The sequence below is a fragment of the Actinokineospora sp. UTMC 2448 genome, from assembly GCF_024760565.1.
In the GTDB taxonomy this organism is placed as follows: domain Bacteria; phylum Actinomycetota; class Actinomycetes; order Mycobacteriales; family Pseudonocardiaceae; genus Actinokineospora; species Actinokineospora fastidiosa.
Map to the genome: position 1 here is coordinate 1,528,390 of NZ_CP031087.1, position 25,950 is coordinate 1,554,339.

The window sequence follows — 25,950 nt, forward strand, 5'->3', positions numbered from 1 at the left end:
CGAGTTGCCGCTGCTGACCGCGCCGGTCTGCCACCCCGAGCAGCCCGTCCCGATGGACCCGTACGCGCTGGGTCTGCTCCTCGGCGACGGGTGCATGACCGGCTCGACGACCCCGTCGTTCGCCACGGACGACAGCGAGCTCGCCGTCGCCCTCGGCGCTGCGCTGCCCGGTGTCGCGGTCCGCCGGACGAGCGGGGTCGACTACACGCTCAACCGCGTTCGCCAGCCGGGAGAGGTCATCACGCTGGAGAACCCGGTCACCGGCGCTCTGCGAGCGCTGGACCTGCTGGGAACCCGCTCCCACACGAAGTTCATCCCGGAGGTCTACCTCCGCAACAGCGCCGAGGTCCGGCTCGCACTCCTGCAGGGCCTGCTCGACGCCGACGGTGGCCCGGTCAGCCAGCGGGGACGGACGTGCCGGGTCCAGTACGGCACGACCTCGCCGATGCTCAGGGACGGCGTGATGGAGCTTGTCCGCTCCCTGGGCGGCGTCGCGTACACGCGCACCCGAAAGGTCGAAGGCCGCAAGCCTGGGCTCGCCAAGGGACGCGTGGTCCGCTACTGCCACGACAGCCACGTCGTCGACATCCGGCTGCCCGAGGGCGTCGAGCCCTTCCGCCTCCAGCGCAAACTGGACAGGTACCGCGCCGCAGGCGGCGGCAGGCCGATGCGGTTCATCGACAGCATCGAGCCCGCGGGTCGCGCCGAAGCGGTGTGCATCCAGGTCGCGGCACAGGACTCGCTGTACGTCACCGAGGACTACCTGCTGACGCACAACACGCTCAATGACGCCTTCATCATCCTCGACGAGGCGCAGAACACCACGCCTGAGCAGATGAAGATGTTCCTGACCCGGTTGGGCTTCGGCTCGAAGATCGTGGTCACCGGCGACGTGACCCAGGTGGACCTGCCGGGCGGGCAGCGCAGCGGTCTGCGGGTGGTCAAGGAGATCCTCGAGGGCATCGACGACGTCCACTTCGCGACCCTCACCAGCGGCGACGTGGTCCGCCACCGGCTGGTCGGCGACATCGTCGACGCCTACGAGCGGTGGCAGAACGACCAGGACGACGACGAGCCCGCGCCGAGGGTGCGCGCGGGTGGGCGCAGGCCGGGTCGCTAGACCGGGGACAATGGCCGGGTGAGCATCGAGATTGCCAACGAGTCGGGAGTGGCGGTCGACGAGGCGTCGATCGTGGCCGCCGCCCGGTTCGCCCTGGACCGCATGAACGTCAGCGCGCTGGCCGAGCTGTCGGTCCTGCTCGTCGAGCTGGACGTCATGTCCGACCTGCACGAGCGCTGGATGGACCTGCCGGGCCCGACCGACGTCATGGCGTTCCCGATGGACGAGCTGGACAACGCCCGCAGGCCCGACGCCTCCGACCTGGGGCCCGCCCTGCTCGGCGACATCGTGCTGTGCCCGGAGTTCGCCAAGGACCAGGCCCGCAAGGCCGGGCACACCCTCGGCGACGAGCTGCACCTGCTCACCGTGCACGGCGTGCTGCACCTGCTCGGCTACGACCACGCCGAGCCCGCCGAGGAGCGCGAGATGTTCACGCTCCAGAAGCGCATCCTTGCCGACTTCAAGGCCGCCACGGCCGACGCCAAGCGGCGGGCGGCGCAGCGGGTCGAGGACGACAAGCTCCTCGGCGCGGTCGGGCTCGCCGAGCCCGATCCCACCGAGCGGGGGTGAGCGTGTCCGCGGACTCGGCAGGCCTGCTCGTCATCGCCGTTCTGCTCGTGCTCGCCGCGGGCGTGTTCGCCGCCGCGGACGCCGCGCTGTCCACGGTCTCCCAGGCCAGGGTGGACGGCCTGGTCCGCCAGGGCAGGGCGGGCGCCAAGCAGCTGCTCGCCGTGCTGGCCGAGCGGCCCCGGCACATCAACCTGCTGCTCCTGCTGCGGCTGAGCTGCGAGCTGGCCGCCACGGTGCTGGTCGCCGCCGTCTGCCTGCGCCACATCGACCCGGGCGTGCTGGCCGGCCTCATCGCCGCGATCGGCATGATCGTGGTGTCGTACGTGCTCGTCGGCGTCGGGCCGCGCACGATCGGCCGCCAGCACCCCTACGGCGTCGGCCTGCTGGTCGCCGGTCCGGTGCGCGTGCTGGGGACGCTCCTCGGGCCGCTGTCGCGGTTCCTGATCCTGGTCGGCAACGCGATCACCCCGGGCAAGGGCTTCCGCGAGGGCCCGTTCTCCTCCGAGGTCGAGCTGCGCGAGCTGGTCGACATGGCCCAGGAGCGCGGCGTCGTGGACGCGGGCGAGCGGGAGATGATCCACTCGGTGTTCGAGCTGCGCGACACCATCGCCCGCGAGGTGATGGTCCCGCGCACCGAGATGGTGTGGATCGAGCAGACGAAGTCGGTGCGGCAGGCGCTGGCGCTGTCGCTGCGCACCGGCTACAGCAGGCTCCCGGTCATCGGCGAGAGCGTCGACGACATCGTCGGCCTGGTGAACCTCAAGGGCCTGGTCCGCGCGTGGATGGAGCCCGGGGCGGAGAACCGCACGGTCGCCGAGCTGATGAGCGCCGCGGTGTTCGTGCCCGACACCAAGCGGGTGGACGACCTGCTGCGCGAGATGCAGCTGTCGAAGAACCACCTCGCCATCGCCGTCGACGAGTACGGCGGCACGGCCGGGCTGCTGACCATCGAGGACATCCTGGAGGAGATCGTCGGCGAGATCACCGACGAGTCCGACACCGACGACCGGCCCCCGGTCGAGCACCTGGAGGACGGCGCGGTGCGGGTCAGCTCCCGGCTGCCGGTCGAGGACCTCGGCGCGCTGTTCGGCCTGGTGCTGGAGGACCCGGACGTGGAGACCGTCGGCGGGCTGCTGGCCCAGCGGCTGGGACGTGTGCCACTTCCCGGGGCGGAGGCGGAGATCACCGGGCTACGGTTCCGTGCCGAGGGCGGCAAGGACAGCCGCGGCCGGGTGCGCATCACCTCGGTCGTCGTCCGCCGTGCCGAGACCGACGAGGCGATCGAGCAGATCGCGGGGGAGAGGAGCGCCGACCGTGGCTGAGCTTGACCCGGAGGACGCCAAGATCGTGACGCTGGCGCGGTCGAGCCGGGCGCGCACCGGCGCGGCCGAGGGCGCCGCGGTCCGCGACACCGACGGCCGCACCTACGCCGCGGCAAGCGTCGACCTCCCCTCGCTCAAGCTCACCGCCCTGCAGGCCGCCGTGGCCGCGGCGGTGTCCAGCGGCGCGCCCGGCCTGGAGGCCGCCGCCGTCGTCACCGCGGCCGACGCCGTGGACGCCGCGTCCGTGGCCGCCGTGCGCGACCTCGCGCCGCAGGCACCCGTGCTGCGGGCGGACGCGTCGGGCGCCGTCGTCGACGTGGTCCGGTGAGGCTCACCGTCTGCGGCGACTGCTACGCCGAGGACGCCGACCGCGCCGCCGGGCTGGAGCGCCTGCGGGCGGTCGCGGCCCGGGTCGGGGCGAGCGTGCGGCTGGTCGACTGCCTGGACGCCTGCGACACCGCCAACGTCCTGGTCGTGCAGCGCCCGGGCGAGTCCCCGGTCTGGCTCGGGTGGGTGCTCGGCGCCGACGTCCTCGCCGACGTGGCGGCCTGGCTGACCTCGGGTGGGCCGCTGCCGGACATCCTCGACCTGCACCGAGTCACCGCGCCCGGACTGCGGAAGGCACAATGGGCCGGTGAGTGACACGCACCGTTCCGGGTTCGCCTGTTTCGTGGGGCGGCCCAACGCGGGCAAGTCGACCCTGACCAACGCGCTCGTGGGCGGCAAGGTCGCCATCACCTCCAGCAAGCCGCAGACCACGCGCCACGCCATCCGCGGGATCGTGCACCGGCCGGACGCGCAGCTGGTCATCGTCGACACCCCCGGCCTGCACCGTCCGCGCACGCTCCTCGGCGAGCGGCTCAACGACGTCGTCCGGCAGACCTGGTCCGAAGTGGACGTCGTCGGGTTCTGCGCGCCCGCCGACCAGAAGGTCGGCCCCGGCGACAAGTTCATCCTCGGCGAGCTGGTCAAGGTGGCCCGCAAGACGCCGGTGATCGGCGTGGTGACCAAGACCGACCTGGTGCCGCCGGAGCAGGTGGCCGCGCAGCTGCTCGCCCTGCAGGAGGCCTTCGACTTCGCCGAACTCGTTCCGGTGTCCGCGAAGGACGGTTACCAGGTGGGCACGCTGGCCGACCTGCTGGTCGCCCGGCTGCCCGAGGGCCCGGCGCTCTACCCCGGCGGTGAGCTGACCGACGAGCCGGAGGCCGTGCTGGTCGGCGAGCTGATCCGGGAGGCGGCGCTGGAGGGCGTGCGCGACGAGCTGCCGCACTCGATCGCGGTCACCGTCGAGGAGATGGTCCCCCGCGAAGGCCGCGACGACCTGCTGGACGTGCACGCGTTCGTGTTCGTCGAGCGGCCGAGCCAGAAGGGCATCATCCTCGGCCACCGCGGCGAGCGGCTCAAGCAGGTGGGCACGGTCGCGCGGCAGCAGATCGAGGCGCTGCTGGGCACCCGGGTGTACCTGGACCTGCACGTCAAGGTCGCCAAGGACTGGCAGCGCGACCCGCGCCAGCTGCGCAGGCTGGGCTTCTGACCGTGGTGATCATGCCGCGGCGGTCGCTGCCCGCGGCGCTGGCGCCGCCGCTGGCCATCGGCGCGCTCGCCGCGGGCGGGTGCGCGGCCGTGCTGCTGGCCGATCCGACGACCCCCGGCGGCTGGCTGCCGACCTGCCCGACCAAGGCGCTCGCCGGGGTGTGCTGCCCCGGCTGCGGCGGCCTGCGGATGCTTTACAGCCTGCTGCACGGCGATATCGGCGCGGCTTTGCGCTACAACGCGGTGTCGTTCGTCTTCCTCGGACTGTTCGCCTGGGCCGTCGCGGCGTGGACGGTCAGCCGGGTTCGGGGGCGGCACGTGCGCTCCTGGCTGCACTGGAAGTACACCCCGCACGCGGTGATCCCGCTGCTCATCGTGTGGTTCGCGGTCCGCAACCTGCCCTTCGCGCCGTTCTCCGCGCTTTACGTGTGAATCCGCCACACGGCGGTCGGTGGCACCGGTTATCCTTCCGCGAAGTCGACACCGTTTCCGGGTTTCCCAGGGGGACTTTCGTGACCAATCCCTATGGTCAGCCGCAGCAGCCGTACGGGCAGCAGCCGCCCTACGGCCAGCCGCCGTATGGCCAGCAGCCCTATGGGCAGCCGCCCCAGCCGTACGGCCAGCCGGGCTACGGCCAGCCGTACGGGCAGCCCTACGGCCAGCCCGGTTACGGTCAGCCCTACGGCGACATCAACGCCATCCCGGACTACAAGGGCTGGGCGATCGCCAGCTTCTTCATCGGCGGCATCCTGTTCGGCATCCTCGCGCTGATGAAGTCGAACGAGGTCGGCCAGCACAAGATGCGCGGCGACTACCAGATGGCGCTCTCGGCGTCGAACACGACCAAGACGATCTGCCTGATCGGCACCATCATCGGCGGTCTCGGCTGCGTGTTCGGCATCATCTGGCTCATCGTGGTGCTCGCCTCGATCTAAGCTCGTCGGGTGAGCCTCTACCGCGACACCGGGGTGGTGCTCCGCGTGCAGAAGCTCGGCGAGGCGGACCGGATCATCACCCTGCTCACCCAGAAGCACGGCAAGGTGCGCGCCGTGGCGAAGGGCGTGCGCAGGATGACCTCGCGCATCGGCGCGCGGGTCGAGCCGTTCGCCCACGTCGACGTGCAGTTCTACACCGGACGCACGCTCGACGTGATCACCCAGGTGCAGACGCTGGACGCCTTCGGCGCGCCCATCGCCGCCGACTACCGCCGCTACACCGCGGGCTGCGCGGTCCTGGAGACCGCCGACCGGCTCTCCGCCGAGGAGGGCGAGCCGGTCCTGCGGCTGTACCTGCTGGTCGCGGGCGCGCTGCGGGCCCTTGCCGACGGCACCAGGGACGCGTCCCTGGTGCTCGACGCGTTCCTGCTGCGCGCGCTGGCGTTCGCGGGCTGGGCGCCCGCCATCGGCGAGTGCGCGCGGTGCGGCGAGCCCGGCCCGCACCCGGCGTTCAGCGTGCCCGCGGGCGGCTCGGTCTGCCCGCGCTGCCGTCCGGCGGGCTCGGCCAGCCCGTCCCGGGACGTGCTCACCCTGATGGACGCGCTCGCGCACGGCTCGTGGGACGTCGCCGAGGCCAGCGTCGAGCCGGTGCGCAGGGAGACCTCCGGGCTGGTGGCCGCGCTGCTGCAGTGGCACCTGGAGCGGCAGCTGCGGTCGCTGCCGCTGGTGGAACGCAAGCGCACCTAGCTCGGTACGATCGGCGCCCGGACGTCTTCTCCCCTGAACTCGGAGGTACCGCGGTGCTGCGACGGCGCCCGCCCAGCCGGAGCGAGGCGGGCAGGCCGGTACGGCCGCCCGCGCCCCACCCATCCGGCGCCCGTCCGCCCGCCATCCCCGCCGAGCTGGTACCCCGGCACGTCGCCATCGTGATGGACGGCAACGGGCGGTGGGCCAACCAGCGCGGGCTGACCCGCGTCGAGGGGCACAAGCGCGGCGAGGCGCGGGTCGTCGAGGCCGCGATCGGCTGCCTCGAACTCGGCGTGAAGTGGCTGTCGCTGTACGCCTTCTCCACCGAGAACTGGCGGCGCAGCGCCGAGGAGGTGCGGTTCATCATGGGGTTCTCCCGGGACGTGATCCGCCACCGCACCGACGAGCTCGACGAGATGGGCGTGCGCATGCACTGGGCCGGGCGGCGGCCGCGGCTGTGGCGCAGCGTCATCAGGGAGCTGGAGGTCGCCGAGGAGCGCACGCTGCCCAACGACAAGCTCCACCTGGCGATGTGCATCAACTACGGCGGCCGGGCCGAGATCGGCGACGCCGCGCGCCGCATCGCCCAGCTCGCCGCCGAGGGGAAGATCAACCCCGACAAGGTGGACGAGCGCACCGTCGCGAAGTACCTGTACCAGCCGGACATGCCCGACGTGGACCTGTTCATCCGGCCGTCGGGGGAGCGGCGCACGTCGAACTTCATGCTCTGGCAGTCCGCCTACGCCGAGCTGGTGTTCCAGGACGTCCTCTGGCCCGATTTCGACCGCACCCACCTGTGGGCCGCCGTCACCGAGTACGCCCGCCGCGACCGCCGCTTCGGCGCGGCCCGGGACTCCGACGAGGTCGCCGCCCAACTGCAGACCGGAGACACCGCATGAAGCCCGAGGCCGAGCTGCTCGAGCGCACCCGCGAGGCCCTTGAGCTCTACCACGACGTCACCGTCGACGACGACGGCTCGCTGACCTTCCTGCACGGCGAGGTGCCGTGCGCGGTGCAGGCCATGGAGCTGTCCGAGGGCCTGGTGGTCGTCAGCCTGACCTGTGTCGTCGCCTGGGACCTGCCCGACGACCCGGCGCTGGCCGTGTCCGCCGCCGAGCGCGCGGGCCAGGGCCTGTTCGGCACGCTGGGCGTCGTGCACACCGAGCGGGGCATGGACGTGACCCTGCGGTACGCCTTCCCCGCCCACGGCCTCGACACCGCGCCCCTCGGCACGCTCCTGCTGCTGGTCGTGTCGACGGCTTCCCAGTTGCGCGCGGATCTTCTGGGAACCACCGGATCGGGCAAACCCGTCGTCCAGCGCTCCCGCGACTGACACGTCTTACGGCATCATGCGCCGAGTGACATATCCGCATACCGCGATGGAGTGCCGATGACGGACGTCAGCACCGCAGAGCCGCGGGCCACCGAGGACAAGCCGACGCGCCGGATCACGTCGCTGGAAGTCCTGTGCGTGCTGCTGGTCGTGGCGCTGCTCGGACAGAGCTGGCTGACGTCCTGGCTGGACGTCGGCTCCATCCAGACCGGGGCGACGATCTTCGTCGCGGTGTGCGTCCAGGCCCTGCCGTTCCTGGTGCTCGGCGTGCTGATCAGCGGCGCGATCGCGGCGTTCGTGCCCGCCACGGCGCTCAACCGGCTGCTGCCGAAGAAGCAGGCGGCCGCGGTGCCGCTCGCGGGCGTGGCCGGGGTGGCGCTGCCGACCTGCGAGTGCGCCGCGGTCCCGGTGGCCAGGCGGCTGATGCAGCAGGGCGTGCCGACGTCGGTGGCGCTGGCGTTCCTGCTGGCCGCGCCCGCGGTGAACCCGGTCGTGCTGGTCGCCACCAACGTGGCGTTCCCGAACAACCCGGAGATGGTGGCCGCCCGCCTGGTCGGCTCGCTGGCGACGGCGATCATCATGGGCTGGCTGTGGGCGCGCTTCGGCAAGGCCGAGTGGATCATCGAGCGGGCGCTGCGGCGGCTGCCCGAGCCGCAGGGCCGCACCCGCTGGAAGCTGTTCTTCGAGACCTCCCGCGCCGACCTGGTCGACGCGGGCGGGTTCCTGGTCATCGGCGGCCTGACCGCGGCGGTGCTCAACGTGGCGATCCCGAGGTCCTGGGTGGACACCCTGGGCGAGCAGATCGTGCTCGGCGTCATCGTCATGGCGGTCCTGGCCGTGCTGCTGGCGCTGTGCAGCGAGGCCGACGCCTTCGTGGCCGCGTCGATCTCGGGCATGCCGCTGCTGCCCAAGCTGGTGTTCCTCGTCGTCGGCCCGGCCATCGACGTCAAGCTGTTCGCCCTGCAGACCGGCACGTTCGGCCGCTCCTTCGCGATGCGCTTCGCCCCGGCGACCTTCGTCGTCGCGGTGGCCTGCGCGGTCGTGGCGGGCCTGGTGTTCCTCGGAGGCATCGGATGAGGCGCGAGACCCAGAACATCCTGCTGATCCTGGCGGGCGGCGCCCTGCTCAAGATCAGCTTCACGGGCGCCTACCTGCAGTACGTCAAGCCCGCCCACCTCCCGTGGCTGGTCGGCGGCGGCCTGGTGATGGTGGCCCTCGCGGTCATCTCCATCGGCCGCGACCTGATCGGCCCCCGCCCCGAGCGCGCCGAGACCCCCGACGGCACGCACGAGCGCATCGACACCCCCGTCGACCAGGCCGACGCCGCAGTGACGGCCGACCCCTCCCATGCCGACCACGACCACGGCGCCGGCCACGAGGGCGAGCACAACCACTCCGCCCGCAGCGCCTGGCTCCTGCTCCTGCCGGTCCTGGCGATCTTCCTCATCGCCCCGCCCGCCCTCGGCGCCGACTCGGTCATGCGCACCGACAACTCCGCCGCCGCCAGCCGCGCCTCCGGCACCGACGGCCGCTCCCTGTTCCCACCCCTGCCCCAGGGCGAGGTCATCTCCGTCGCCATGAGCGACTTCGCCGCCCGCGCCGCATGGGACTCCGGCGACTCCCTCAAGGACCGCACCGTCCGCCTCACCGGCTTCATCGTCGCCCAGGAGGACGCCGTCTACCTGGCCCGCCTGTCCATCGCCTGCTGCGCGGCCGACGCCTTCCCCGTCAAGGTCAAACTGGACGGCGAGGGCACCTCCGCCCTGGAGAACGACATGTGGGTCGAGGCCGTCGGACAGGTCCAGATGGGCACCGCCACCAAGGAAACCGACTACGTCCCCACCCTCACGGTCACGGGCCTGTCCCAGATCCCCCAACCCGAGAACCCCTACGAGGCCTGACCCGGCCTTCCGCCCACTGACCGCCTCGGCCACCCCCTGCCGGGCAGTCCCGTCGCTGTCCATCCACAGCGCCCACCAACCCGTGGCCGGGCACCCACCGGGCTCGATAACCTGGCGGCGGGGGGCCGGACACTCAGGCCGCGCAGCGCTCGCAGGTGCCGAAGATCTCGACGGTGTGGCTGACGTCGGAGAAGCCGTTCTCGGCGGCGACCCGCTCGGCCCACCGCTCGACCGCGGGCCCCTCGACCTCGACGGTGTGCCCGCACGAGCGGCACACCAGGTGATGGTGGTGGTGGCTGGAGCAGCGGCGGTAGATGGCCTCGCCGGAGTCGGTGCGCAGCACGTCGATCTCGCCTGCGTCGGCCAGCGACTGCAGCGTGCGGTAGACCGTGGTCAGGCCGATGCCCTCGCCGCGCTTGCGTAGCTCCTCGTGCAGCTCCTGCGCCGAGCGGAAGTCGTCGAGCTGGTCGAGCAGGCGGGCGACGGCGGTGCGCTGGCGGGTGGAGCGCTTGCCCGGCACGGTCGCCGCGGAGCGGTCGTCGGTCACTCCTCCTCCACGTGCGCGACGGCGTCCACCACGATGTGCGACAGGTGCTCGTCGACCAGGCGGTAGACGACCTCGCGGCCGTGTCGCTCGCCGTGCACGACCCCAGCGGACTTCAGCACCCGCAGGTGCTGGCTGATGAGCGGCTGCGCGACCCCGAGGGCCTCGACCAGCTCGTGCACGCAGCGGTCGGCCTCGCGCAGTTCGAGCACGATGGCGATGCGCACCGGCGCGGCCAGCGCGCGCAGCAGGTCACCCGCGGCGGCCAGGGTGGTCGCTGGTCGCCGGGTCACCCGGTGCACCGCAGGTCGGTCCGGCGAGTGCTCGGTGGAGCGCAACTCGTCCGGGGCGGCGTCCGGGGTCACGGTCGACATCGTCCTCCCTCGCCTCCGACGACAGCCCGAGCCGCCGGGTGTGATGGTTTCCGTATTCACCATTCTAGGCGTCTCGGACAATTGCCGGTCGCCCCGCCGCGCCGTCACAGCACGGAGATCGCGATCGCCACCACCACGCCGACCACCAGGACACGCCCGGCCCGCTGCGCTGGCCCGAGCACTCCCCACGTCGCGGCGAGCAGTGCCGCGACGGCGACCGCGAGGGTGAGCAGCAGGGCCGCTCCCAGCGGCCCCTTGATCAGCACCCCGGCCGCGAACAGCCCGATGACCAGCAGGAACGCCGCGATCGGCGGCACCTTGGCCAGCGGCCCGCGCCCTGGCAGCAGCGGTGTCCGCATCGACCGGTTCCTGGCCACGGCGTCCTCCTCGTGCTGGACCGCTGGTGAAGCCGCTAGGTTAGCGACACCCCGTTCCCAGGAAGGCCCCGCGTGCTGCTCATCGCCCGGTTCACCGAGGCGGAGGCCCTGGTCGCCGACGCCAAGCGCGCCCTGTCGCTGCTGCTGGCCCAGCCGGGCTGCCGCCGCGGCCTGTTCGTGCGCTCCACCGAGACGGACACGTGGGTGCTGACCGTCGAGTTCGAGTCCATCGCCGCCTACCGCCGCGCGATGTCGCCGTTCGACGTCCGCACGCACGTCATCCCGTTCCTGGCCCGCGCGGACAGCGCCGAGCCCGCGGCCTACGAGGTCGTGCTGGAGGCCGACGGCGACGGCGTGCGCGAGCACACCAGCCTGCTGGCCGCCGACGCGGGCACCGTCCGGCTCGGCGAGGCGGGTGGTCCGGCGTCCGCGCGGTAATCCGCTTCCGGTCACCCGCTGTCCAGGCGTTACCGTTTACCGGGGCTGGCCGAGGCGAGCGGACGCCGGGACGAATCCCCCGGTCGGGTCCGCTGGCCGCATGGCTACCCTTGCGTCCTTGCTCGTAGTTCTCCCGCTGGAGGGTCAGTGGCAGCCGACCGGATCGACACCGTGGTCAGTCTCTGCAAGCGCCGAGGCTTCGTCTACCCGTGTGGGGAGATCTACGGCGGGACGCGGTCCGCGTGGGACTACGGCCCGCTGGGCGTGGAGCTCAAGGACAACATCAAGCGCCAGTGGTGGAAGACCATGGTGCAGGGCCGCGAGGACGTCGTCGGCCTCGACTCGTCGGTGATCCTGCCGCGCCAGGTCTGGGTCGCGTCCGGTCACGTCGGCGCCTTCCACGACCCGCTGGTGGAGTGCACCAACTGCCACAAGCGCTTCCGGGCGGACACCCTCGCCGAGGAGCACTCGTCGCGCACCGGCAAGGAGGTCTCGGAGGACAACCTCTCCGACGTCCCCTGCCCCAACTGCGGCGTCCGCGGCCAGTACACCGAGCCGCGCGAGTTCAACATGATGCTCAAGACCCACCTCGGCCCGGTCGAGTCCGAGGAGGGCCTGCACTACCTGCGCCCGGAGACCGCGCAGGGCATCTTCGTGAACTTCCTCAACGTGCAGACCACGTCGCGGCGCAAGCCGCCGTTCGGCATCGGCCAGATCGGCAAGTCGTTCCGCAACGAGATCACGCCGGGCAACTTCATCTTCCGCACCCGCGAGTTCGAGCAGATGGAGATGGAGTTCTTCGTCGAGCCGGGCACGGACGAGGAATGGCACCAGTACTGGATCGACGAGCGCACGCGCTGGTACACCGACCTGGGCATCGACAAGGACAACCTGCGGGTCTACGAGCACCCGAAGGAGAAGCTGTCCCACTACTCGAAGCGCACGGTCGACATCGAGTACCGCTTCGGCTTCTCCGGTTCGGAGTGGGGTGAGCTGGAGGGCATCGCCAACCGCACCGACTTCGACCTGACGACCCACTCCAACCACTCCGGCGTGGACCTGTCGTACTTCGACCAGGCCACCAACTCCCGCTACCGCCCGTTCGTCATCGAACCGGCAGCGGGCGTCGGCCGCCCGATGATGGCCTTCCTGGTCGAGGCCTACACCGAGGACGAGGCCCCCAACGCCAAGGGCGGCGTGGACAAGCGCATCGTCCTGCGCCTGGACCGCAGGCTGGCCCCGGTCAAGGTCGCGGTCCTCCCGCTGTCCCGCAACGCCGACCTCTCCCCGAAGGCCCGCGACGTCGCCGCCGCCCTCCGCAAGCACTGGAACATCGACTTCGACGACGCAGGCGCCATCGGCAGGCGCTACCGCAGGCAGGACGAGATCGGCACCCCGTTCTGCGTCACCATCGACTTCGACACCCTCACCGACCACGCGGTGACGGTCCGCGAGCGCGACACGATGTCGCAGGAACGCATCTCCCTGGACAACCTGGAGTCGTACCTGGCCGCGCAGCTGATCGGCTGCTGACCCCTCCACCCCCGCTGCCCCGCCCCGCATGGCGGGGCAGCGGCGTATTCAGTTGTGGTTTGGCTCCACCTCCTCGTTGGTTGCTACGGCCTCAGTGTTCAATCGCCCAGCTCAGCTTCCGCCGCTGGCCGTTAACTCAGCTGATCCACGGCCGCCGACGGGCTGACCTCGGCTGTGTGACCAACCAGCCCACCGACCCGGGGCACGATCGCGAGCGCTGGTTGCACGCTCCGATCCGCGGCGGCGACGCGGGCACCAGCGAGGTCGCGTGCTGCGGCCCAATGCCCACCCGAGAGCTGCTCTGGCCAACAGCCGGCACTACCCGTGATGCCCCTGCCCGGACCCCAGCCCAACCGCCGTCTCCTGATCCCTCCCCGCCTAGTCTCTCCCCGCCTGTCTCCCTTCCTCCGCCCGCACTGTCCGCTACTCGACCGCGTGCACAAGCCGCCTTCCTGTCCCCGGCACCTACCAATACGCCCGTACGTCCGGCATCGGGGTGGTCAACGCCAGCTGGTACAACGCCCGCAGCTCGCCCGCGACGGCCTCGGTGTGTTCGCGCAAGCGGGTAGGCACCGTGTGCGCCGCGATCACGCCCGCCGCCAAGTACCGCGACAGCCGGGTGGCGGCCGTGCCGTCGTCGCAGGGGTCGCCTGGGCGGTCGATGTCGGCGTCCCAGGCCAGGCCCACGTCCGGCCACCAGGCGTCGACGGTGCCGAGGTGGACGTTGTCTCCTGTGGACAGCCGTGTTCGCCAGGTCGGCGCGGGCAGTCCGGCGAGCTGCACGACCTCCTTCGCCAGCCTCTCGTGCAGCCGGTGCTCCATCTTGCGCATGTCGGCGAGGACCGCGCGCAGGATGGACGTTCCCTTGCGTCGTTCCCGCTGGAGTTCGCCATAGACCTCACCGATCGCCAGTCCACCGCGTTGCGTGGCCTCCAGCAGCAGGACCTTGATCTCCCCGATGGACCGCGTGCGCAGGCAAGCGTCCACAGTGGCCCGAACGAGCGGCGCCACCGGGAACCGGTGCCGGAGCTGAGCATCCGGCAACCGCGCCACCCGCTCCACCACCACCGACCCGTCGTTGCGCTCCGCGGCTCTGCCCGCCACCAGGAGATGGATCGCGCCCAGCGGGAACACCGGGAGCCCGTGCAGCCACATCGCCTCCCGTCCGGTGATGACGGCGCCGGGCGCGGCGACGCCCAGCGCCGCCTGTAGTCGGTGTTCGCGGGCGGGTTTGCTCTGGTGCATCAGCACGACGCCGTCGTCGAGTTGCTGCCAGGGCCCGGTCGGGCCGCAACACCGTTCGATCTCCGCGCCGGAGAAGCCGAGGGCGGCCAGTTCGGCCGCGCGGGCGACGCCGTGCGGGAACACGGACGGCAGTCGGTCGAGGTCCACGAGAGCTTGGTTCGTCGTCATGCTTCCAGCCAATCGCGGGTGGCCCGGAGGCCGCCAGGACAACTTCACGGTCTGTGGACAGTTAGTTGCCCTGTGGATGGATCCGGTTCCAAACTCCTCGGTTGTCGTTCCCCTCTGCTAAGTTCCCCGGCCCGGCGCGCGGGCCGTCACCTCTGGAAGAATGTGTCGGGTGTCGTCCCCACCACACCCGTTCCGCCGTTTCCTGCGCAGACTCCTGATCGGCTTAGTCCTGATGGGGCTCCTGTTGGTCGGCGGGACCGCGTTCCGGGTGTGGCAGGTCGCCCGCATCGACGACCGCGACCGCGCCGACGTGGTGATCGTCCTCGGGGCCGCGCAGTACGCGGGCAAGCCGTCCAAGGTGTTGGAGGCACGCCTGCGCCAAGCCAAGGCGCTCTACGAGCAGAACGTCGCCGACTACGTCGTCACCGCAGGTGGAAGGCGTGAGGGCGACCAGTACACCGAAGCCGAGGCGGGCCGGAACTGGCTGATGAAGCGGGGCGTGCCCGCCGACCGGATCATCGGCGTCGGCGAGGGCAACGACACGCTCGGCAGCCTGCGGGCCGTCGCCGCCGAGGTCAAGAAGCGCGGCTGGTCCACCGCGGTCATCGTCAGCGACCCCTGGCACTCCCTGCGCGCCCGCACGATGGCAGGCGACGCCGGTCTGGACGCCTGGACGTCGCCCACGCACACCGGACCCATCGTGCAGACCCGCGAGACGCAGCTGAAATACATCATGCGCGAGACCGCGGCCCTGCTCTACTACCGCGCCACGAACGCGAGCGCTGACCAGATCGCCATCGATCAGGAAGTCGGCTGAGTACGCTGCTGCGGTGATCTCCGGCTACACCGAGGCCGACTGGGAACGCGCGCACGTCGAGCCGCCCAAGAGCGCGGACCTGCCGGACGCCTGGCCCGCCGTCCGCACGCCGTTCAGCCGCGACCGCGCGCGCGTGCTGCACTCCGCCGCCCTGCGCAGGCTCGCCGGGAAGACGCAGGTCGTGGGCCCGCACGAGGGCTCGGAGGCCCACGGCGTCCCGCGCACCCGGCTCACCCACTCGCTGGAGGTCGCCCAGATCGGCCGGGGCATCGCCGAGGAGCTGGGCTGCGATCCCGACATCGTCGACACCGCGGGCCTCGCCCACGACATCGGCCACCCGCCGTTCGGCCACAACGGCGAACGCGCCCTCGACCAGGCGGCCCGGGCGTGCGGCGGCTTCGAGGGCAACGCCCAGACCCTGCGCATCCTCACCCGCCTGGAGCCCAAGGTCCTCGGTTACGGCATGAACCTCACCCGTGCCGCCTTGGACGCGTCGACCAAGTACCCGTGGCCGCGTCGCCCCGACACCGTCAAGTTCGGCGCGTACGGCGACGACCTGCCGATCTTCGAGTGGGTCCGCAGGGGTGCTCCCGACGGCCGCCGCTGCGTCGAGGCCCAGGTCATGGACTGGTCGGACGATGTCGCGTATTCCGTGCACGACGTGGAGGACGGGGTCCGCGCGGGACGCATCCGCGTGCGGTCGCTGGCCGACGGTCAGGAACGCGCCGTGCTGGCCGCGCTGGCCGCGAAGCACTTCTCCGACCACGCCGTGACCGACATCGAGGAAGCCGCGACGGTCCTGCTCCGGCTGCCGGTCGTGGCCGAACTCGCCGACCACGACTACGACGGCACCCTCGGCGCTCAGGTCGCGCTCAAGCGTCTGACCAGCGAACTCGTCGGTCGATTCGCCTCGGCGGTGGTCACCGCGACCCGGCGAGCGCACGGCGACGGACCGCGCACCCGCTATGCGGTCGACCTGGTGGTCCCCGAGCAGGTGCAGTGCGAGGTGGCGCTGCTCAAGGCGATGGCGCTGCACTACGTCATGAGCGATCCCGACCGGCTGGCAGTGCAGGCCAGGCAGCGGGCCATGCTGACCGAGCTGGTCGCGACGCTGTGCGACCTTGCTCCCGATGCTCTCGAGCCCGCGTTCCAGCCCGCCTGGGCGGCTGCTTCGGACGATGCCGAGCGGCTGCGCGTCGTGATCGACCAGACAGCATCCCTGACCGACGCCCAGGCCGCCACCTGGCACCTCGCCCTTGTGGACAACTCCAGCCCTGTGGATAACTTCCCCGGCACCCGCTGACCCAGCCGGCAGACTCGGCATCCGAGACCCCACCACAAGTCGGGAGAACTGCCGTGCTGGACTTCACCCTCAGCCTGCACCGGGCCGTCGCGCCGGATCCGGGAGAGCAGGTCTGCTGGTCGCCGTTCTCGGTGGCCAGCGCGCTCGGCCTGCTCGCCCTCGGCGCGCGCGGCCCCAGCCAGGACGAGCTCACCGCCGTGCTCGGCGACCTCGACGCGCTGACCTCGGCCATAGCGGGCGCGTCCCGGCTGGCTCCGTCGGACGACGAGGACGCCCCGGTGCTGGCGGTGTCCAACACGCTCTGGGCCGACGACACCATCACCATCCACCGGTCCTTCGCCGAGCTGCTCGCGGGCTGGTCGGACGGCTCCGTGCGCAGCGCGCCGTTCCGCACGGAGCCGGAGAAGGCCCGCGACATGATCAACGAGGACGTCGCCGAGACGACCCGGCAGCTGATCCCCGAGCTGCTGGCGCCGGGCACGATCCGCAGGGACACCGTGTCCTCGCTGGTCAACGCGCTGTACCTGAAGAGCGCGTGGCGGTATCCGTTCGAGGAGGGCGGCACGGCGGAACGGCCCTTCACCACCGCCGGGGGGCCGGTGGACGTGCCGATGATGACGCTGAACGAGCGGGTGGGCTACGCCGCCCGCGACGGCTGGCAGGTGGTGTCCCTGCCGGGCAAGGGCGGCGTCGAGGCCGTCGTCCTGCTGCCCGACGGTGAGCTCGCCGACGCCGAGGCCGCCCTGACCGGGCAGTCCCTCGGCACGCTGCTGGACGCGCCGGACCCGACCCAGGTCCAGCTGTCCCTGCCGCGGATGAAGGTCAAGACCCAGGCCGAGCTGAGCGACGCCCTGCAGGCGCTGGGCGTGCGCACGGTGTTCACCCGCGAGGCCGACCTCGGCGGCATCAGCCCGGACTGGCTGGCCGTGCAGTCGGTCATCCACGAGTCCGTGCTCAAGGTCGACGAGCAGGGCTTCGAGGGCGCGGCCGCGACCGCGGTGATGCTGCGGCTGATGTCGCTGCCGCCGGAGCCGGTCGTGGTCACCGCCGACCGCCCGTTCCTGTTCGTCGTGCGGCACAAGGAGACGGGGGTGGTGTACTTCGTGGCGCGTGTCACCGACCCGTCCTGATCCGGGGCTGTCACGGGTCCGCGCGGCGTCTCGTCCTCCTTGTGTCAGCCACCGACACCTGGGAGGTCAGCGATGCCCCGCATCCCCGCGGTCTCGAAGAAGGACGCAGGCCCGATCGTGCGTGCCCTGTACTGGTTCGCCCGCCGTCGTTTCGGCGCGGTGCCCGAGCCGTTCGCGGTGACGGCCCACCACCCGAAGCTGATGGTGGCGGGCGGCAAGCACGAGATGGCCGTGGAGAAGGCGTCCAAGACGCTGCCCGCGAACGTCCGGGAACTGGCGGTCTACCGGGTCGCCCAGGTCCTGGGGTGCTCGTGGTGCGTCGACTTCGGCGCCATGCTCCAGCGGCTGGAGGGCCTCGACCTCGAGCGCCTCAAGCACATCGACGCCTACGCAGAACACCCCGCCTACACGGCCGAGGAGCGCCTGGCCATCGCCTACGCGGACGCGATGACCGGCGACCAGGTCACCGTCACCGACGCCCAGGTCGCGGAACTCACCGCCACCTTCGGCGAGAAGGGAGTAATCGAGCTGACGTACCACATCGGATTGGAGAACATGCGCGCTCGCGTGAACAGCGCCCTCGGCATCGTCGACCAGGGCTTCAGCACCGGCGACGCGTGCCGGATCCCCACGCCCTGACGGTCGTGCGGACTGGCGCCGCAAGGGGTGATGCCGCACGGTCCCGCGTCGGCAGGCGCCTGCCACGGGCGTCGGGACCTCGCATCGCCGCTCAGGGGAGCCAGTGCTGGCAAGGTCACCGGGAGACCGGTGCCGGACCCTGACAGGGGTCCTGCGCGGACGGTCACCGGGAGCCGACTTGACCGGTTTCCGGGAGCCGTGCTGGGCGGTCGTCGGGAGCCGGTGGTGAGCGGTCGTCGGGGAGCCGGTGCCCGCGTTCACCGGATGCCGATGCCGGACCGGTTGGTTGTCGGACCGGTCGGTTGTCGGGCCGGTCGGTTGTCGGGCCGGTTGGTCGTCGGGCCGTGGCGGTGCCGGGTCGCTCGGGTGCTCTGAAGGAGCGGCGACTCGGACCAGCAACCCTTCGATCAACAGTCGAATGGGGCGCGGCTACTCCGGCAGCCGGGTGAGCTTGTCCGGGTTGACCACGTCGTAGATGCCGACGACGAGGCCGTCGCGGATCGCGAAGGCGGTGACGCGGCGGGCGATGGGGCGGGGGCCGGGGACGTCCGGCAGGGCCATGCCCATGTCGCCGTTGACCAGGACGGGGCATAGTTCGCCGAGGCGGTCCACGCCGTACTGGCGCAGCAGGCCGATGAGGAAGCGGGAGATCTTGTCCGTGCCCTCGATGCGGTGGCGGGCCGTGCGGGCCTTGCCGTCGCTGTCGCCGACGAAGACGGCGTCCGGGTGCAGCAGCTCGACGACGGACCGGACGTCGCCGGTGGCGAGGGCGGCCAGGAAGCGGCCGAGGACCTCCTGCTGCTCGGACAGGGCCTGGCGGGGCGGCGGGTCGGCGTCGGCGGCGATGCGCCTGCCCCGGGAGGCGTGCTGGCGGGCGGTGGCCTCCGTGCAGCCCAGCGTCGAGGCGATCTCGGCGTACGGGATGCCGAAGGCGTCGTGCAGGACGAAGGCGACGCGCTGCTCGGGGGTGAGGCGGTCGAGGACGACGAGGGCGGCCATGCGCACGCCGTCGTCGCGGACGACCACGTCCAGGGGGTTCTCGCCGGGGGCGCCGTCGAGCGGGGTGACCACGGGTTCGGGCAGCCACGGGCCGATGTAGCGCTCGCGGCGGACGGCGGCCGAGCGCAGGCGGTCGAGGCAGAGCCTGCCGACGACGGTGGTCAGCCAGCCGCGCAGGTCGCGGATCTCCGCCGGATTGTCCACAGTGGACAGGCGCAGCCAGGCGTCCTGGACGGCGTCCTCGGCGTCGGCGATCGTGCCGGTCAGCCGGTAGGCCACCCCCAGCAGGTGCCCGCGGTGCTCGGTGAAGCGCTCGGCGAGCACGGCGTTCCCAACGGTCACGAGGCCCATCGTAGTCCGGCTGATCGGCGCGCATAGACTCGACGGCTGTGGCGGGGCGCATCCGGGAGAGCGACATCGCGCTCGTACGCGAGCGCAGTCGCATCGACGACGTCATCGGCGAGTACGTGGCGCTGCGCAGGGCGGGCGGCGGCGCGCTGAAGGGGCTGTGCCCGTTCCACGACGAGAAGACGCCGTCGTTCAACGTGCGGGCCACGCACGGCACCTTCCACTGCTTCGGCTGCGGCGAGGGCGGCGACGTCATCGCCTTCATCATGAAGATCGACCACCTCTCGTTCGTCGAGTCGGTCGAGCGGCTGGCCGAGCGCTGCGGGGTGCAGCTCACCTACGAGGGCGGCGGCACCAGCGTCCAGCGCGACCGGGGCACGCGCGCCCGGCTCGTCGACGCGCACAAGGCCGCCGCCGAGTTCTACGCCGAGCAGCTGCGCTCGCCCGAGGCCGTCAAGGGCCGCGACTTCCTCGCCGAGCGCGGCTTCGACGAGGCGATCTGGACCAGGTTCGGCTGCGGCTACGCCCCCGCGGGCTGGGACCGGCTCACCAAGCACCTGCTCGGGCGCGGGTTCGAGGTCGCCGAGCTGATCAAGGCCGGGCTCTCCCGCGAGGGCAGGCAGGGGCCGATCGACCGCTTCCACCGCAGGCTGCTCTGGCCGATCAAGGACATCAGCGGCGACGTCGTCGGCTTCGGCGCGCGCAGGCTCTACGACGACGACCAGATCCAGGCGAAGTACCTCAACACCAACGAGACGGCGATCTACAAGAAGTCGCACGTGCTGTTCGGCCTCGACCTGGCCAAGCGCGAGATCGCCAAGCGGCACCAGGTCGTCGTCGTCGAGGGGTACACCGACGTCATGGCCATGCACGCCGCCGAGGTGCCCACCGCGGTCGCGTCCTGCGGGACGGCGTTCGGCAAGGAGCACATCGGCGTGCTGCGCAGGCTGCTGATGGACGACGACGCCTTCCGCGGCGAGGTCATCTTCACCTTCGACGGCGACGAGGCGGGCCAGAAGGCCGCGCGAAAGGCCTTCGACGAGGGCGACCAGCAGTTCGCCGCCAAGACGTTCATCGCCATCGCCCCCGACGGCATGGACCCCTGCGAGCTGCGCCAGCACAAGGGCGAGGTCGCCGTGCGCGACCTGGTCGCGCGCAGGCAGCCGCTGTTCGCCTTCGCCATCCGCGCCGTGCTCGCCGAGCACGACCTGGACACCGCCGAGGGCCGCGTCGAGGCGTTGCGGCGCACCGTCCCCATGGTCGCCGGGATCAAGGACCACTCCCTGCGCGACGACTACGCCCGTCAGCTCGCGGGCTGGGTCGGCTGGGACGACATGGCCACCGTCGTGCGCCGGGTCCGCGAGACCGCGGGCGGGACGGCGACCCAGCCGAAGAAGGCCAAGCCGGTCGACCCCAACCAGGGCGCGCTCGCCGTCGACGTCAGCGGCCCCCCGCGCCCGGACCCCCGCGACCACAAGCTCCGCGCGCAGCGGGAAGTGATCAAGCTGGCGCTCCAGGAGCCCGCCCTCGCGGGCCCGATGTACGACGCGCTGCCCGCCGAGGTGTTCACCCACCCCGCCTACGACGCCCTGCACCGCGCGATCCTCGACGCCGGGGGCGCGTCCTGCGGGCTGGCGGGCGCCGACCTGCTGGAGGCGGTCAGCAAGAACTGCGCCACGCAGGTCCTGCGCACCCTGGCCAGCGAGCTGGCCGTGGAGCCGATGCCGCTGCCGAACAAGAACGCCGCCGCCGAGCGCTACGCCGCCGCGATCCTCGCCGCGGTGCAGCGCGAGCTGGTCGCCCGGCAGATCGCGGACCTGAAGTCGCGGCTGCAGCGCGTGTCCCCGGTCGAGGAACCGGACGAGGCACGCGCGCTCTGGGGGGACATCGTGGCGATGGAGGAGTGGTACAAGGCATTGGGCAAGCAGGCGGCGGGTGAGTTCGAATGAGCCTCTTCTCCCGGATCTTCGGCGGCGGGCTCCCCTCGGGCTTCCCCGGTCAGCTCGACCGCGACGAGGCCGTGGCCGCGTCCGCGCCGGTCCGCGGTGGCGGTCACCTGGTGGCGACGTCGCTGGGCCTGTGGGTGCCCGAGGGCGAGGGCACGCGGCGCATCGGCTGGCACCTGGTGTCGAAGGCGGCGTGGGCGGCCGGTGTGTTCACCATCACAGAGGCCGAGGAGGCGGGTGCGGCGGGCAGCGCCGTCCTGCTGCGCGACCTCGCCCCGCGCCGGATCGCCGTCGAGCAGCCGGGCAAGCTGCCGCAGGCCGTCCATCAGCGGGTCACCGGGTCCATCCGGTCCCGCCACCGGCAGGAACTGCCCGGGGGCGGCGCGTGGTTCGTCCAGCGCAAGGTGCCCGGCCGCGACGGCGTGGTCCTGCAGGTCCGGCCGGACGAGGGCGTCGACGTCGAGGCGGTCCGGGCGGTCGCCGCGGAAGTCGCCGCCAAGATCGAGGCTGCCCGCGACCCCGACTGATCTGGTAAACCGTACGTACGGTTTACATGCTCAGGGAGGCGTCATGTGGAACCCCGCCGACTACCTCGCGTTCGGTGACCAGCGCGGCCGTCCGTTCTACGACCTGGTCGCCCGGGTCGCCGCCGCGCACCCGCGGTCCGTCGTCGACCTGGGCTGCGGCCCCGGCACGCTCACCGCGACCCTGTCGCACCGCTGGCCAGGCGCCCGGATCACCGGCATCGACTCGTCCGCGGAGATGGTCGCGGCCGCCAAGGCCCGCGGTGTCGACGTCCGCGAGGGGGACCTGCGAACCTGGGAACCCGCCGCCGACACCGACGTGGTGATCAGCAACGCCGCCTTGCAGTGGGTTCCCGACCACGCCGACCTCCTGCGCGCCTGGGCGTCGGCGCTGCCGTCGCACGCGTGGATCGCCGTGCAGGTCCCGGGCAACTTCGCCGCCCCGTCCCACGTCCTGACCCGCGAACTCGCCGCCGACCCGATCTGGCGCGACCGCATCGGCCCGCTGCGCGACGAGGACGCCGTCCTGACCCCCGCGGAGTACGCGGACCTGTTCACCGGCTGCGAGGTCGACGCCTGGGAGACCACGTACCTGCACTGCCTGGACGGCGAGGACCCCGTCCTCGAGTGGATCACCGGCACGGCCCTGCGCCCCGTCCGCGCCGCCCTGGACGACGCCGAGTGGGAGCAGTTCCGCGCCACCCTCGCGCCCCTGCTGCGCGCCGAATACCCACCCCGCCCGGACGGCACCACGTGGTTCCCGTTCCGCCGGGTGTTCGTCGTCGCCAGGACGCCCTAGCCGCGGCGCTTGTCGAACCCCAGCTTGGCCCGCGCGATCCCGGCGGCGCCCTGCACCGCGGGGTTGTCGCTCAGCCGCCGGTACGTCCGCACCAGCTGGTCGTACCGCCCCCGCCCCGCCTTGGCGCCAAGGACGTACCCGACCGCAGCTCCGAGCAAGAACCCCACCACAGCGCTCGCCTCCCGGCCCTCGACAGCAACTTGCTCCATCCTCCGTGCCCCCCGCGCACGGTCGGGGAGGTACCCCCGCGAAGCGGCCCCGAAGCATGCGCTAGAGTTACCTCCCGTCGGGCGCGCCCGACGGAGGCCCTTCCTCCATAGCTCAATTGGCAGAGCATTCGACTGTTAATCGAAGGGTTGCTGGTTCGAGTCCAGCTGGAGGAGCTTCTAGCCCAGGTCCGCTGACCTGGGCTATTTCTTTGCCTGGGTAGTGGATCATGTTCGGCCCGGTCGCCGGGTAGGATCCCCAGGGACGGGGCGGTAGCTCAGTTGGTCAGAGCAGGGGACTCATAATCCCTTGGCCGTGGGTTCGAGCCCCACCCGCCCCACAACCAGCGCTCACCCGCCCATCCTCCGGACGGCAGGGTCGGAACTCGCGAGGGCGCGCTCACGGACGGCGGTCAGTAGGTCTGTCGCGTTGAGGGCTCGGAGAAGGCTGATCACGCAGCCGTACTCGAATTCGGTGGCGCCTTCGGCGTTCAGTTCAGCCCAGATCAGCTTGGCCAGCCTCTCTCTGTCGACAAGTCCGCGTTCGTCGGCGCGGCGGAGCACCTCCCAGGCGGCCGGGCCGGTCTTGTGGGACACGGACGCCGCGAACACGCGGTCCAAGAGGATGGGCACATCGTCGGAGAAGGCGGCGAGGAACTCCAAGGCGGCTGCACGCTCCCATGCGCGACCTGTCAAGGCAGCACTCAGCCACTCCACTCGCTGGGATGCTTGCCGCACGGACGTCCTGGCCCGCGCAAGCGCTTGGAACGCTGCCACGTACTCCGACCAGCTGTCCACGATCGCGACGATATCCGCGATTGAATGAGGTTGGCAGCAGCCTGGTGGGAAGTGTCTACTCCCCGCCATGGGTGGAACGACGTTGGCTGTCTTGAATCCGTTCACCGCTGAGCGGGCTGAGGCGGTCGCGGTGGAGGAGATGATCGCCGAAGGCTTGACCCGGTGTGCGCTTGATTCCGAGTACTGGTACTCGGCCGACGGATTGCCCTACGGCTACTCCCTTGACTTCCCGGATGAGGAGTTTGATCTGCGGGCCGTCGAGCGGACGGCAGGAACCGGCATGCGCTCCGAAATCCTGCTGCACATCTTCACCAGCGACATCGCGGGTCGGCCTGCTCTGGGGCGGATGGCCCAGCGAGTTGCGGAGCGGGCCGGGGGTTGGGTTTTCGTTGAGTTCCGCACTCCTCCTTCTGCTGATCTCCTTCACTGCCTGGAGACCGCTGGCCGCTTGATCCGAGTCGACGGGGCCGTCTACCTCGACGGGCCCGCGATGGCCGCATGGAACGCGCACCCGGACTTTCATGTGGTGAAGTAGACGAGACGGGAAGGCCGGGATGACGAGCGCGTGGGACGAAGTGGTGGCGGCGATCGAGGGGTCGCCGTACGGCATTTCCGTGCTGCCTGCCGATCCTGCCCGTGCGCGGAGGTGTTTGAGCGGGTTGTCCATCACGGCCAAGTCCTGGCTCGGCGCGGTGGTGGCCGAGACCGGCGGTCTGCTTGTCGACCACGGGTGGCTGCGGGTCCTGGGGAGCGGGACCGAGGCGTTGCCGGACGTGTTCTCTGACGGTTCGACTATCGCCTATGACGTGCTGGGCGGACAGTTCGCCTGGATGCCTAACAGCGAGGGCCGACCGACGGTGCACTACTTCGGGCCGGATGACCTCAGTTGGGTCGACCTAGAACTCGGTTACGCGGACTGGCTGGAAGCGATGCTCAACGGCGCGCTGGACGAGTTCTACCGATCCCTCCGGTGGCCGGGATGGCAACCAGAGGTCGCCGCGATCGCCCCGGATCACGGCCTCCACACCTGGCCACCGCCGTGGAGCGTGGAGGGACACGATTTGTCGCGGGTGTCGCGAAAAGCGGTACCGCTAGGCGAGTTGATTTCCCTCCATTACCACGCTGCGCGGCAAACCGGGGCCGATTGCGGGTCATCGAGACCAGCGCGGCCGGACGTCGGGAACTTCGCTCATTAGCCGAGCGGCAGTGCGTCGTGGTTGTTGTAAGAGCGTTCTAGGCTTCCTGCTACCAGGTTGCCCGCAGAACTGCGGGCCCAGGCGCCCAGGCCCTGCGCCGCGCGCTGAAACCGACCCGTAGGACGATCCTCGTCGCGGCGCTGGGGCTTGGCGTTCTCGCCTACGCGGGCACCTTGGGCTGAGTGAGCAGGTCGACGATGCCGACCGTGTCCTCGTCGCCGTGGCCTTCCGACAGGCGGCGGCGCATGAGGGACAGGTATGGGGTCAGCAGTTCCGGGCTGACGCCCTGGTCCTTCGTCGTGTCCAGCAGTGTGGGGATGCCCGCGACCTGCATGGCCAGGTTGGAGACGACGCCCTTGCGGTAGTCGCCGCTCTCCAGCTGGTCGGCGTGCAGGTGCGCCACGTCCGCCATCGCCTTGAGCCAGTCGGCGAGCAGGGGTGCGAAGGCGGTGGGGGCGATGTCCTCGTTGCGGATCAGCGCGAAGGCGTGCGCCACTCCGCCGAACATGCCGTTCATCGCGCACAGCAGGGCCACGTCGTGGAGGGCGGCGTAGCCGGGGTCCTCGCCGACGTACTTCGTCCCGGCGGGCACCGCGAGGACGTCGGCGTGCAGGTCGAACAGCTCGCGGAAGCCGCTGTAGAAGATGTACGCCTCCGGGCCGCCGATCATCGGCGGGACGGCCATGATGCCGCCGTCGAGGAAGCGGGCGCCGCGTTCGCGGGCCCACTCCGCCCGCGCGCGGGCCTGGGCGGGCGTGGAGGTGGTCAGGTTGACCACGTCCTTGCCGGTGAGGTCGACGTCGGCCAGGGCCGCGCCGACGCTGGCGTCGTCGAGCAGGCACACGACGATGAGGCGGCTCGCGGCGACGGCCTCCGCCGCGGTCGCGACGGCGGCGTCGCCGAAGGGCTCGGCGCGGGCCGGGGTGCGGTTCCACACGGTCAGGGAGCGGCCTGCGGCGAGCCAGGTGCGGGCCAGCGCGGCGCCCATGTCGCCGAGGCCGAGAAGGGTCAGGTCGGTCATGCCCCTACCTTCGGTCCGCGCCGAGGCTTGATCAAGTACGCACTTCGAAGTGGGTGGTTACCCTGAAGTGCGTACCGAGACAGG

Annotated in this window: 31 protein-coding genes, 2 tRNA genes and 2 pseudogenes; 27 read left to right on the forward strand and 8 right to left on the reverse strand. The window is 71.4% G+C overall.

All coding sequences use genetic code 11. The annotated features are described in order from the left end of the window. Nucleotides 1-94: 94 nt before the first annotated feature. The 14 genes and pseudogenes from Actkin_RS07235 to Actkin_RS07300 form a co-directional block, all read left to right on the forward strand. Nucleotides 95-523: pseudogene (locus Actkin_RS07235) on the forward strand (LAGLIDADG family homing endonuclease); the annotation flags it as partial. Nucleotides 524-778: 255 nt separating this feature from the next. Beyond that, nucleotides 779-1,120: pseudogene (locus tag Actkin_RS07240) on the forward strand (PhoH family protein); the annotation flags it as partial. 18 nt (nt 1,121-1,138) lie between these two features. After that, on the forward strand, nt 1,139-1,690 hold the full coding sequence (gene ybeY / locus Actkin_RS07245) for an rRNA maturation RNase YbeY (RefSeq protein ID WP_189212060.1): 552 nt from the start codon (nt 1,139-1,141) through the stop codon (nt 1,688-1,690). A gap of 2 nt (nt 1,691-1,692) precedes the next feature. Then, the gene (locus Actkin_RS07250) at nt 1,693-3,012 is read left to right on the forward strand and encodes a hemolysin family protein (protein ID WP_189212476.1); all 1,320 of its coding nucleotides are present in this window, start codon (nt 1,693-1,695) and stop codon (nt 3,010-3,012) included. Next, complete coding sequence (locus Actkin_RS07255; RefSeq protein WP_189212059.1) at nt 3,005-3,340, forward strand: cytidine deaminase-like protein; 336 nt, start codon at nt 3,005-3,007, stop codon at nt 3,338-3,340. The genes Actkin_RS07250 and Actkin_RS07255 overlap by 8 nt, the downstream gene beginning before the upstream one ends. Then, nucleotides 3,337-3,654, forward strand: coding sequence for a (2Fe-2S) ferredoxin domain-containing protein (locus tag Actkin_RS07260; protein WP_258906453.1), 318 nt, complete (start codon nt 3,337-3,339; stop codon nt 3,652-3,654). Before Actkin_RS07255 ends, Actkin_RS07260 begins: the two co-directional genes overlap by 4 nt. Continuing rightward, entirely contained in the window at nt 3,647-4,546 is a 900-nt protein-coding gene (gene era / locus Actkin_RS07265) for a GTPase Era (RefSeq protein ID WP_189212057.1), read from the forward strand. The genes Actkin_RS07260 and era overlap by 8 nt, the downstream gene beginning before the upstream one ends. A gap of 11 nt (nt 4,547-4,557) precedes the next feature. Beyond that, the gene (locus Actkin_RS07270; RefSeq protein ID WP_258906454.1) at nt 4,558-4,977 is read left to right on the forward strand and encodes a DUF2752 domain-containing protein; all 420 of its coding nucleotides are present in this window, start codon (nt 4,558-4,560) and stop codon (nt 4,975-4,977) included. Between the two features lie 80 nt (nt 4,978-5,057). Beyond that, on the forward strand, nt 5,058-5,480 hold the full coding sequence (locus Actkin_RS07275; RefSeq protein WP_189212055.1) for a CD225/dispanin family protein: 423 nt from the start codon (nt 5,058-5,060) through the stop codon (nt 5,478-5,480). A 9-nt stretch (nt 5,481-5,489) separates the two neighbouring features. Continuing rightward, nucleotides 5,490-6,227, forward strand: coding sequence for a DNA repair protein RecO (recO, locus tag Actkin_RS07280; protein ID WP_189212054.1), 738 nt, complete (start codon nt 5,490-5,492; stop codon nt 6,225-6,227). Between the two features lie 53 nt (nt 6,228-6,280). Continuing rightward, entirely contained in the window at nt 6,281-7,126 is an 846-nt protein-coding gene (locus tag Actkin_RS07285; RefSeq protein ID WP_373292417.1) for an isoprenyl transferase, read from the forward strand. Further along, nucleotides 7,123-7,560: a hypothetical protein gene (locus tag Actkin_RS07290; protein ID WP_258906455.1), complete on the forward strand. Its 438-nt coding sequence runs from the start codon at nt 7,123-7,125 to the stop codon at nt 7,558-7,560. Before Actkin_RS07285 ends, Actkin_RS07290 begins: the two co-directional genes overlap by 4 nt. Nucleotides 7,561-7,617: 57 nt before the next feature. Next, a complete protein-coding gene (locus Actkin_RS07295) occupies nt 7,618-8,637 on the forward strand; it encodes a permease (RefSeq protein WP_258906456.1) in 1,020 nt (339 codons plus the stop codon). Next, nucleotides 8,634-9,461 (forward strand): TIGR03943 family putative permease subunit, encoded by an 828-nt coding sequence (locus Actkin_RS07300; protein ID WP_258906457.1) that lies wholly within the window; start codon nt 8,634-8,636, stop codon nt 9,459-9,461. Before Actkin_RS07295 ends, Actkin_RS07300 begins: the two co-directional genes overlap by 4 nt. Before the next feature lie 133 nt (nt 9,462-9,594). Here the strand turns inward: Actkin_RS07300 and Actkin_RS07305 are convergent, their stop codons facing one another. The 3 genes from Actkin_RS07305 to Actkin_RS07315 all read right to left on the reverse strand — a co-directional run bounded on the left by Actkin_RS07305 (nt 9,595) and on the right by Actkin_RS07315 (nt 10,756). Further along, nucleotides 9,595-10,008 (reverse strand): Fur family transcriptional regulator, encoded by a 414-nt coding sequence (locus Actkin_RS07305; protein ID WP_189212050.1) that lies wholly within the window; start codon nt 10,006-10,008, stop codon nt 9,595-9,597. Beyond that, nucleotides 10,005-10,379 (reverse strand): ArsR/SmtB family transcription factor, encoded by a 375-nt coding sequence (locus Actkin_RS07310; RefSeq protein ID WP_189212049.1) that lies wholly within the window; start codon nt 10,377-10,379, stop codon nt 10,005-10,007. Before Actkin_RS07310 ends, Actkin_RS07305 begins: the two co-directional genes overlap by 4 nt. Nucleotides 10,380-10,483: 104 nt before the next feature. Beyond that, nucleotides 10,484-10,756 carry a DUF6703 family protein gene (locus Actkin_RS07315; RefSeq protein ID WP_229787091.1) on the reverse strand — a complete coding sequence of 91 codons (273 nt, stop codon included), beginning with the start codon at nt 10,754-10,756 and terminating at the stop codon, nt 10,484-10,486. A 72-nt stretch (nt 10,757-10,828) separates the two neighbouring features. Here Actkin_RS07315 and Actkin_RS07320 point away from each other — a divergent pair, with 72 nt between their 5' ends. Together Actkin_RS07320 and Actkin_RS07325 are read left to right on the forward strand one after the other, a co-directional pair. Next, nucleotides 10,829-11,194, forward strand: a complete 366-nt coding sequence (locus Actkin_RS07320; RefSeq protein WP_189212048.1) for an antibiotic biosynthesis monooxygenase family protein — start codon at nt 10,829-10,831, stop codon at nt 11,192-11,194. 147 nt (nt 11,195-11,341) lie between these two features. Further along, nucleotides 11,342-12,727 carry a glycine--tRNA ligase gene (locus tag Actkin_RS07325; protein WP_189212047.1) on the forward strand — a complete coding sequence of 462 codons (1,386 nt, stop codon included), beginning with the start codon at nt 11,342-11,344 and terminating at the stop codon, nt 12,725-12,727. Between the two features lie 465 nt (nt 12,728-13,192). Here the strand turns inward: Actkin_RS07325 and Actkin_RS07330 are convergent, their stop codons facing one another. Continuing rightward, complete coding sequence (locus Actkin_RS07330) at nt 13,193-14,140, reverse strand: hypothetical protein (protein WP_258906459.1); 948 nt, start codon at nt 14,138-14,140, stop codon at nt 13,193-13,195. 232 nt (nt 14,141-14,372) lie between these two features. Between Actkin_RS07330 and Actkin_RS07335 the strand changes: the two genes are divergently transcribed. From Actkin_RS07335 to Actkin_RS07350, 4 genes are all read left to right on the forward strand, one after another. After that, nucleotides 14,373-14,957 (forward strand): YdcF family protein, encoded by a 585-nt coding sequence (locus Actkin_RS07335; protein ID WP_229787090.1) that lies wholly within the window; start codon nt 14,373-14,375, stop codon nt 14,955-14,957. Nucleotides 14,958-14,970: 13 nt separating this feature from the next. Next, the gene (locus Actkin_RS07340) at nt 14,971-16,260 is read left to right on the forward strand and encodes a deoxyguanosinetriphosphate triphosphohydrolase (protein ID WP_258906460.1); all 1,290 of its coding nucleotides are present in this window, start codon (nt 14,971-14,973) and stop codon (nt 16,258-16,260) included. 53 nt (nt 16,261-16,313) lie between these two features. After that, nucleotides 16,314-17,390 (forward strand): serpin family protein, encoded by a 1,077-nt coding sequence (locus Actkin_RS07345; protein ID WP_258906461.1) that lies wholly within the window; start codon nt 16,314-16,316, stop codon nt 17,388-17,390. A 72-nt stretch (nt 17,391-17,462) separates the two neighbouring features. Continuing rightward, complete coding sequence (locus tag Actkin_RS07350; protein ID WP_189212043.1) at nt 17,463-18,029, forward strand: carboxymuconolactone decarboxylase family protein; 567 nt, start codon at nt 17,463-17,465, stop codon at nt 18,027-18,029. Nucleotides 18,030-18,458: 429 nt separating this feature from the next. On the opposite strand, the gene Actkin_RS07355 is transcribed toward Actkin_RS07350, so the two are convergent. Further along, the gene (locus Actkin_RS07355) at nt 18,459-19,379 is read right to left on the reverse strand and encodes a sigma-70 family RNA polymerase sigma factor (protein WP_258906462.1); all 921 of its coding nucleotides are present in this window, start codon (nt 19,377-19,379) and stop codon (nt 18,459-18,461) included. A 38-nt stretch (nt 19,380-19,417) separates the two neighbouring features. On the opposite strand from Actkin_RS07355, the gene dnaG reads away from it, so the two are divergent. The 3 genes from dnaG to Actkin_RS07370 are packed head-to-tail and all read left to right on the forward strand — an operon-like array spanning nt 19,418 to nt 22,645. After that, nucleotides 19,418-21,325: a DNA primase gene (dnaG, locus tag Actkin_RS07360; protein WP_258906463.1), complete on the forward strand. Its 1,908-nt coding sequence runs from the start codon at nt 19,418-19,420 to the stop codon at nt 21,323-21,325. Then, nucleotides 21,322-21,849, forward strand: a complete 528-nt coding sequence (locus tag Actkin_RS07365; protein WP_189212040.1) for a hypothetical protein — start codon at nt 21,322-21,324, stop codon at nt 21,847-21,849. Before dnaG ends, Actkin_RS07365 begins: the two co-directional genes overlap by 4 nt. Before the next feature lie 43 nt (nt 21,850-21,892). Further along, a complete protein-coding gene (locus tag Actkin_RS07370; protein WP_258906464.1) occupies nt 21,893-22,645 on the forward strand; it encodes a trans-aconitate 2-methyltransferase in 753 nt (250 codons plus the stop codon). On the opposite strand, the gene Actkin_RS07375 is transcribed toward Actkin_RS07370, so the two are convergent. Continuing rightward, nucleotides 22,642-22,854, reverse strand: coding sequence for a hypothetical protein (locus Actkin_RS07375; protein ID WP_373292416.1), 213 nt, complete (start codon nt 22,852-22,854; stop codon nt 22,642-22,644). The two genes, Actkin_RS07370 and Actkin_RS07375, sit on opposite strands and share 4 nt — an antisense overlap. Nucleotides 22,855-22,955: 101 nt before the next feature. Here Actkin_RS07375 and Actkin_RS07380 point away from each other — a divergent pair. Together Actkin_RS07380 and Actkin_RS07385 are read left to right on the forward strand one after the other, a co-directional pair. Then, nucleotides 22,956-23,028: transfer RNA gene (locus tag Actkin_RS07380), tRNA-Asn, on the forward strand. 90 nt (nt 23,029-23,118) lie between these two features. Beyond that, nucleotides 23,119-23,192 (forward strand) — tRNA-Ile (locus Actkin_RS07385). Between the two features lie 10 nt (nt 23,193-23,202). On the opposite strand, the gene Actkin_RS07390 is transcribed toward Actkin_RS07385, so the two are convergent. Beyond that, on the reverse strand, nt 23,203-23,649 hold the full coding sequence (locus Actkin_RS07390; RefSeq protein WP_258906466.1) for a hypothetical protein: 447 nt from the start codon (nt 23,647-23,649) through the stop codon (nt 23,203-23,205). 67 nt (nt 23,650-23,716) lie between these two features. Here Actkin_RS07390 and Actkin_RS07395 point away from each other — a divergent pair, with 67 nt between their 5' ends. Together Actkin_RS07395 and Actkin_RS07400 are read left to right on the forward strand one after the other, a co-directional pair. Further along, nucleotides 23,717-24,184, forward strand: a complete 468-nt coding sequence (locus Actkin_RS07395) for a hypothetical protein (protein WP_258906468.1) — start codon at nt 23,717-23,719, stop codon at nt 24,182-24,184. A 19-nt stretch (nt 24,185-24,203) separates the two neighbouring features. Beyond that, nucleotides 24,204-24,845, forward strand: a complete 642-nt coding sequence (locus Actkin_RS07400; protein ID WP_258906470.1) for a DUF2625 family protein — start codon at nt 24,204-24,206, stop codon at nt 24,843-24,845. 160 nt (nt 24,846-25,005) lie between these two features. On the opposite strand, the gene Actkin_RS07405 is transcribed toward Actkin_RS07400, so the two are convergent. Beyond that, nucleotides 25,006-25,866 carry an NAD(P)-dependent oxidoreductase gene (locus Actkin_RS07405; protein WP_258906471.1) on the reverse strand — a complete coding sequence of 287 codons (861 nt, stop codon included), beginning with the start codon at nt 25,864-25,866 and terminating at the stop codon, nt 25,006-25,008. Between the last annotated feature and the right edge of the window lie 84 nt (nt 25,867-25,950).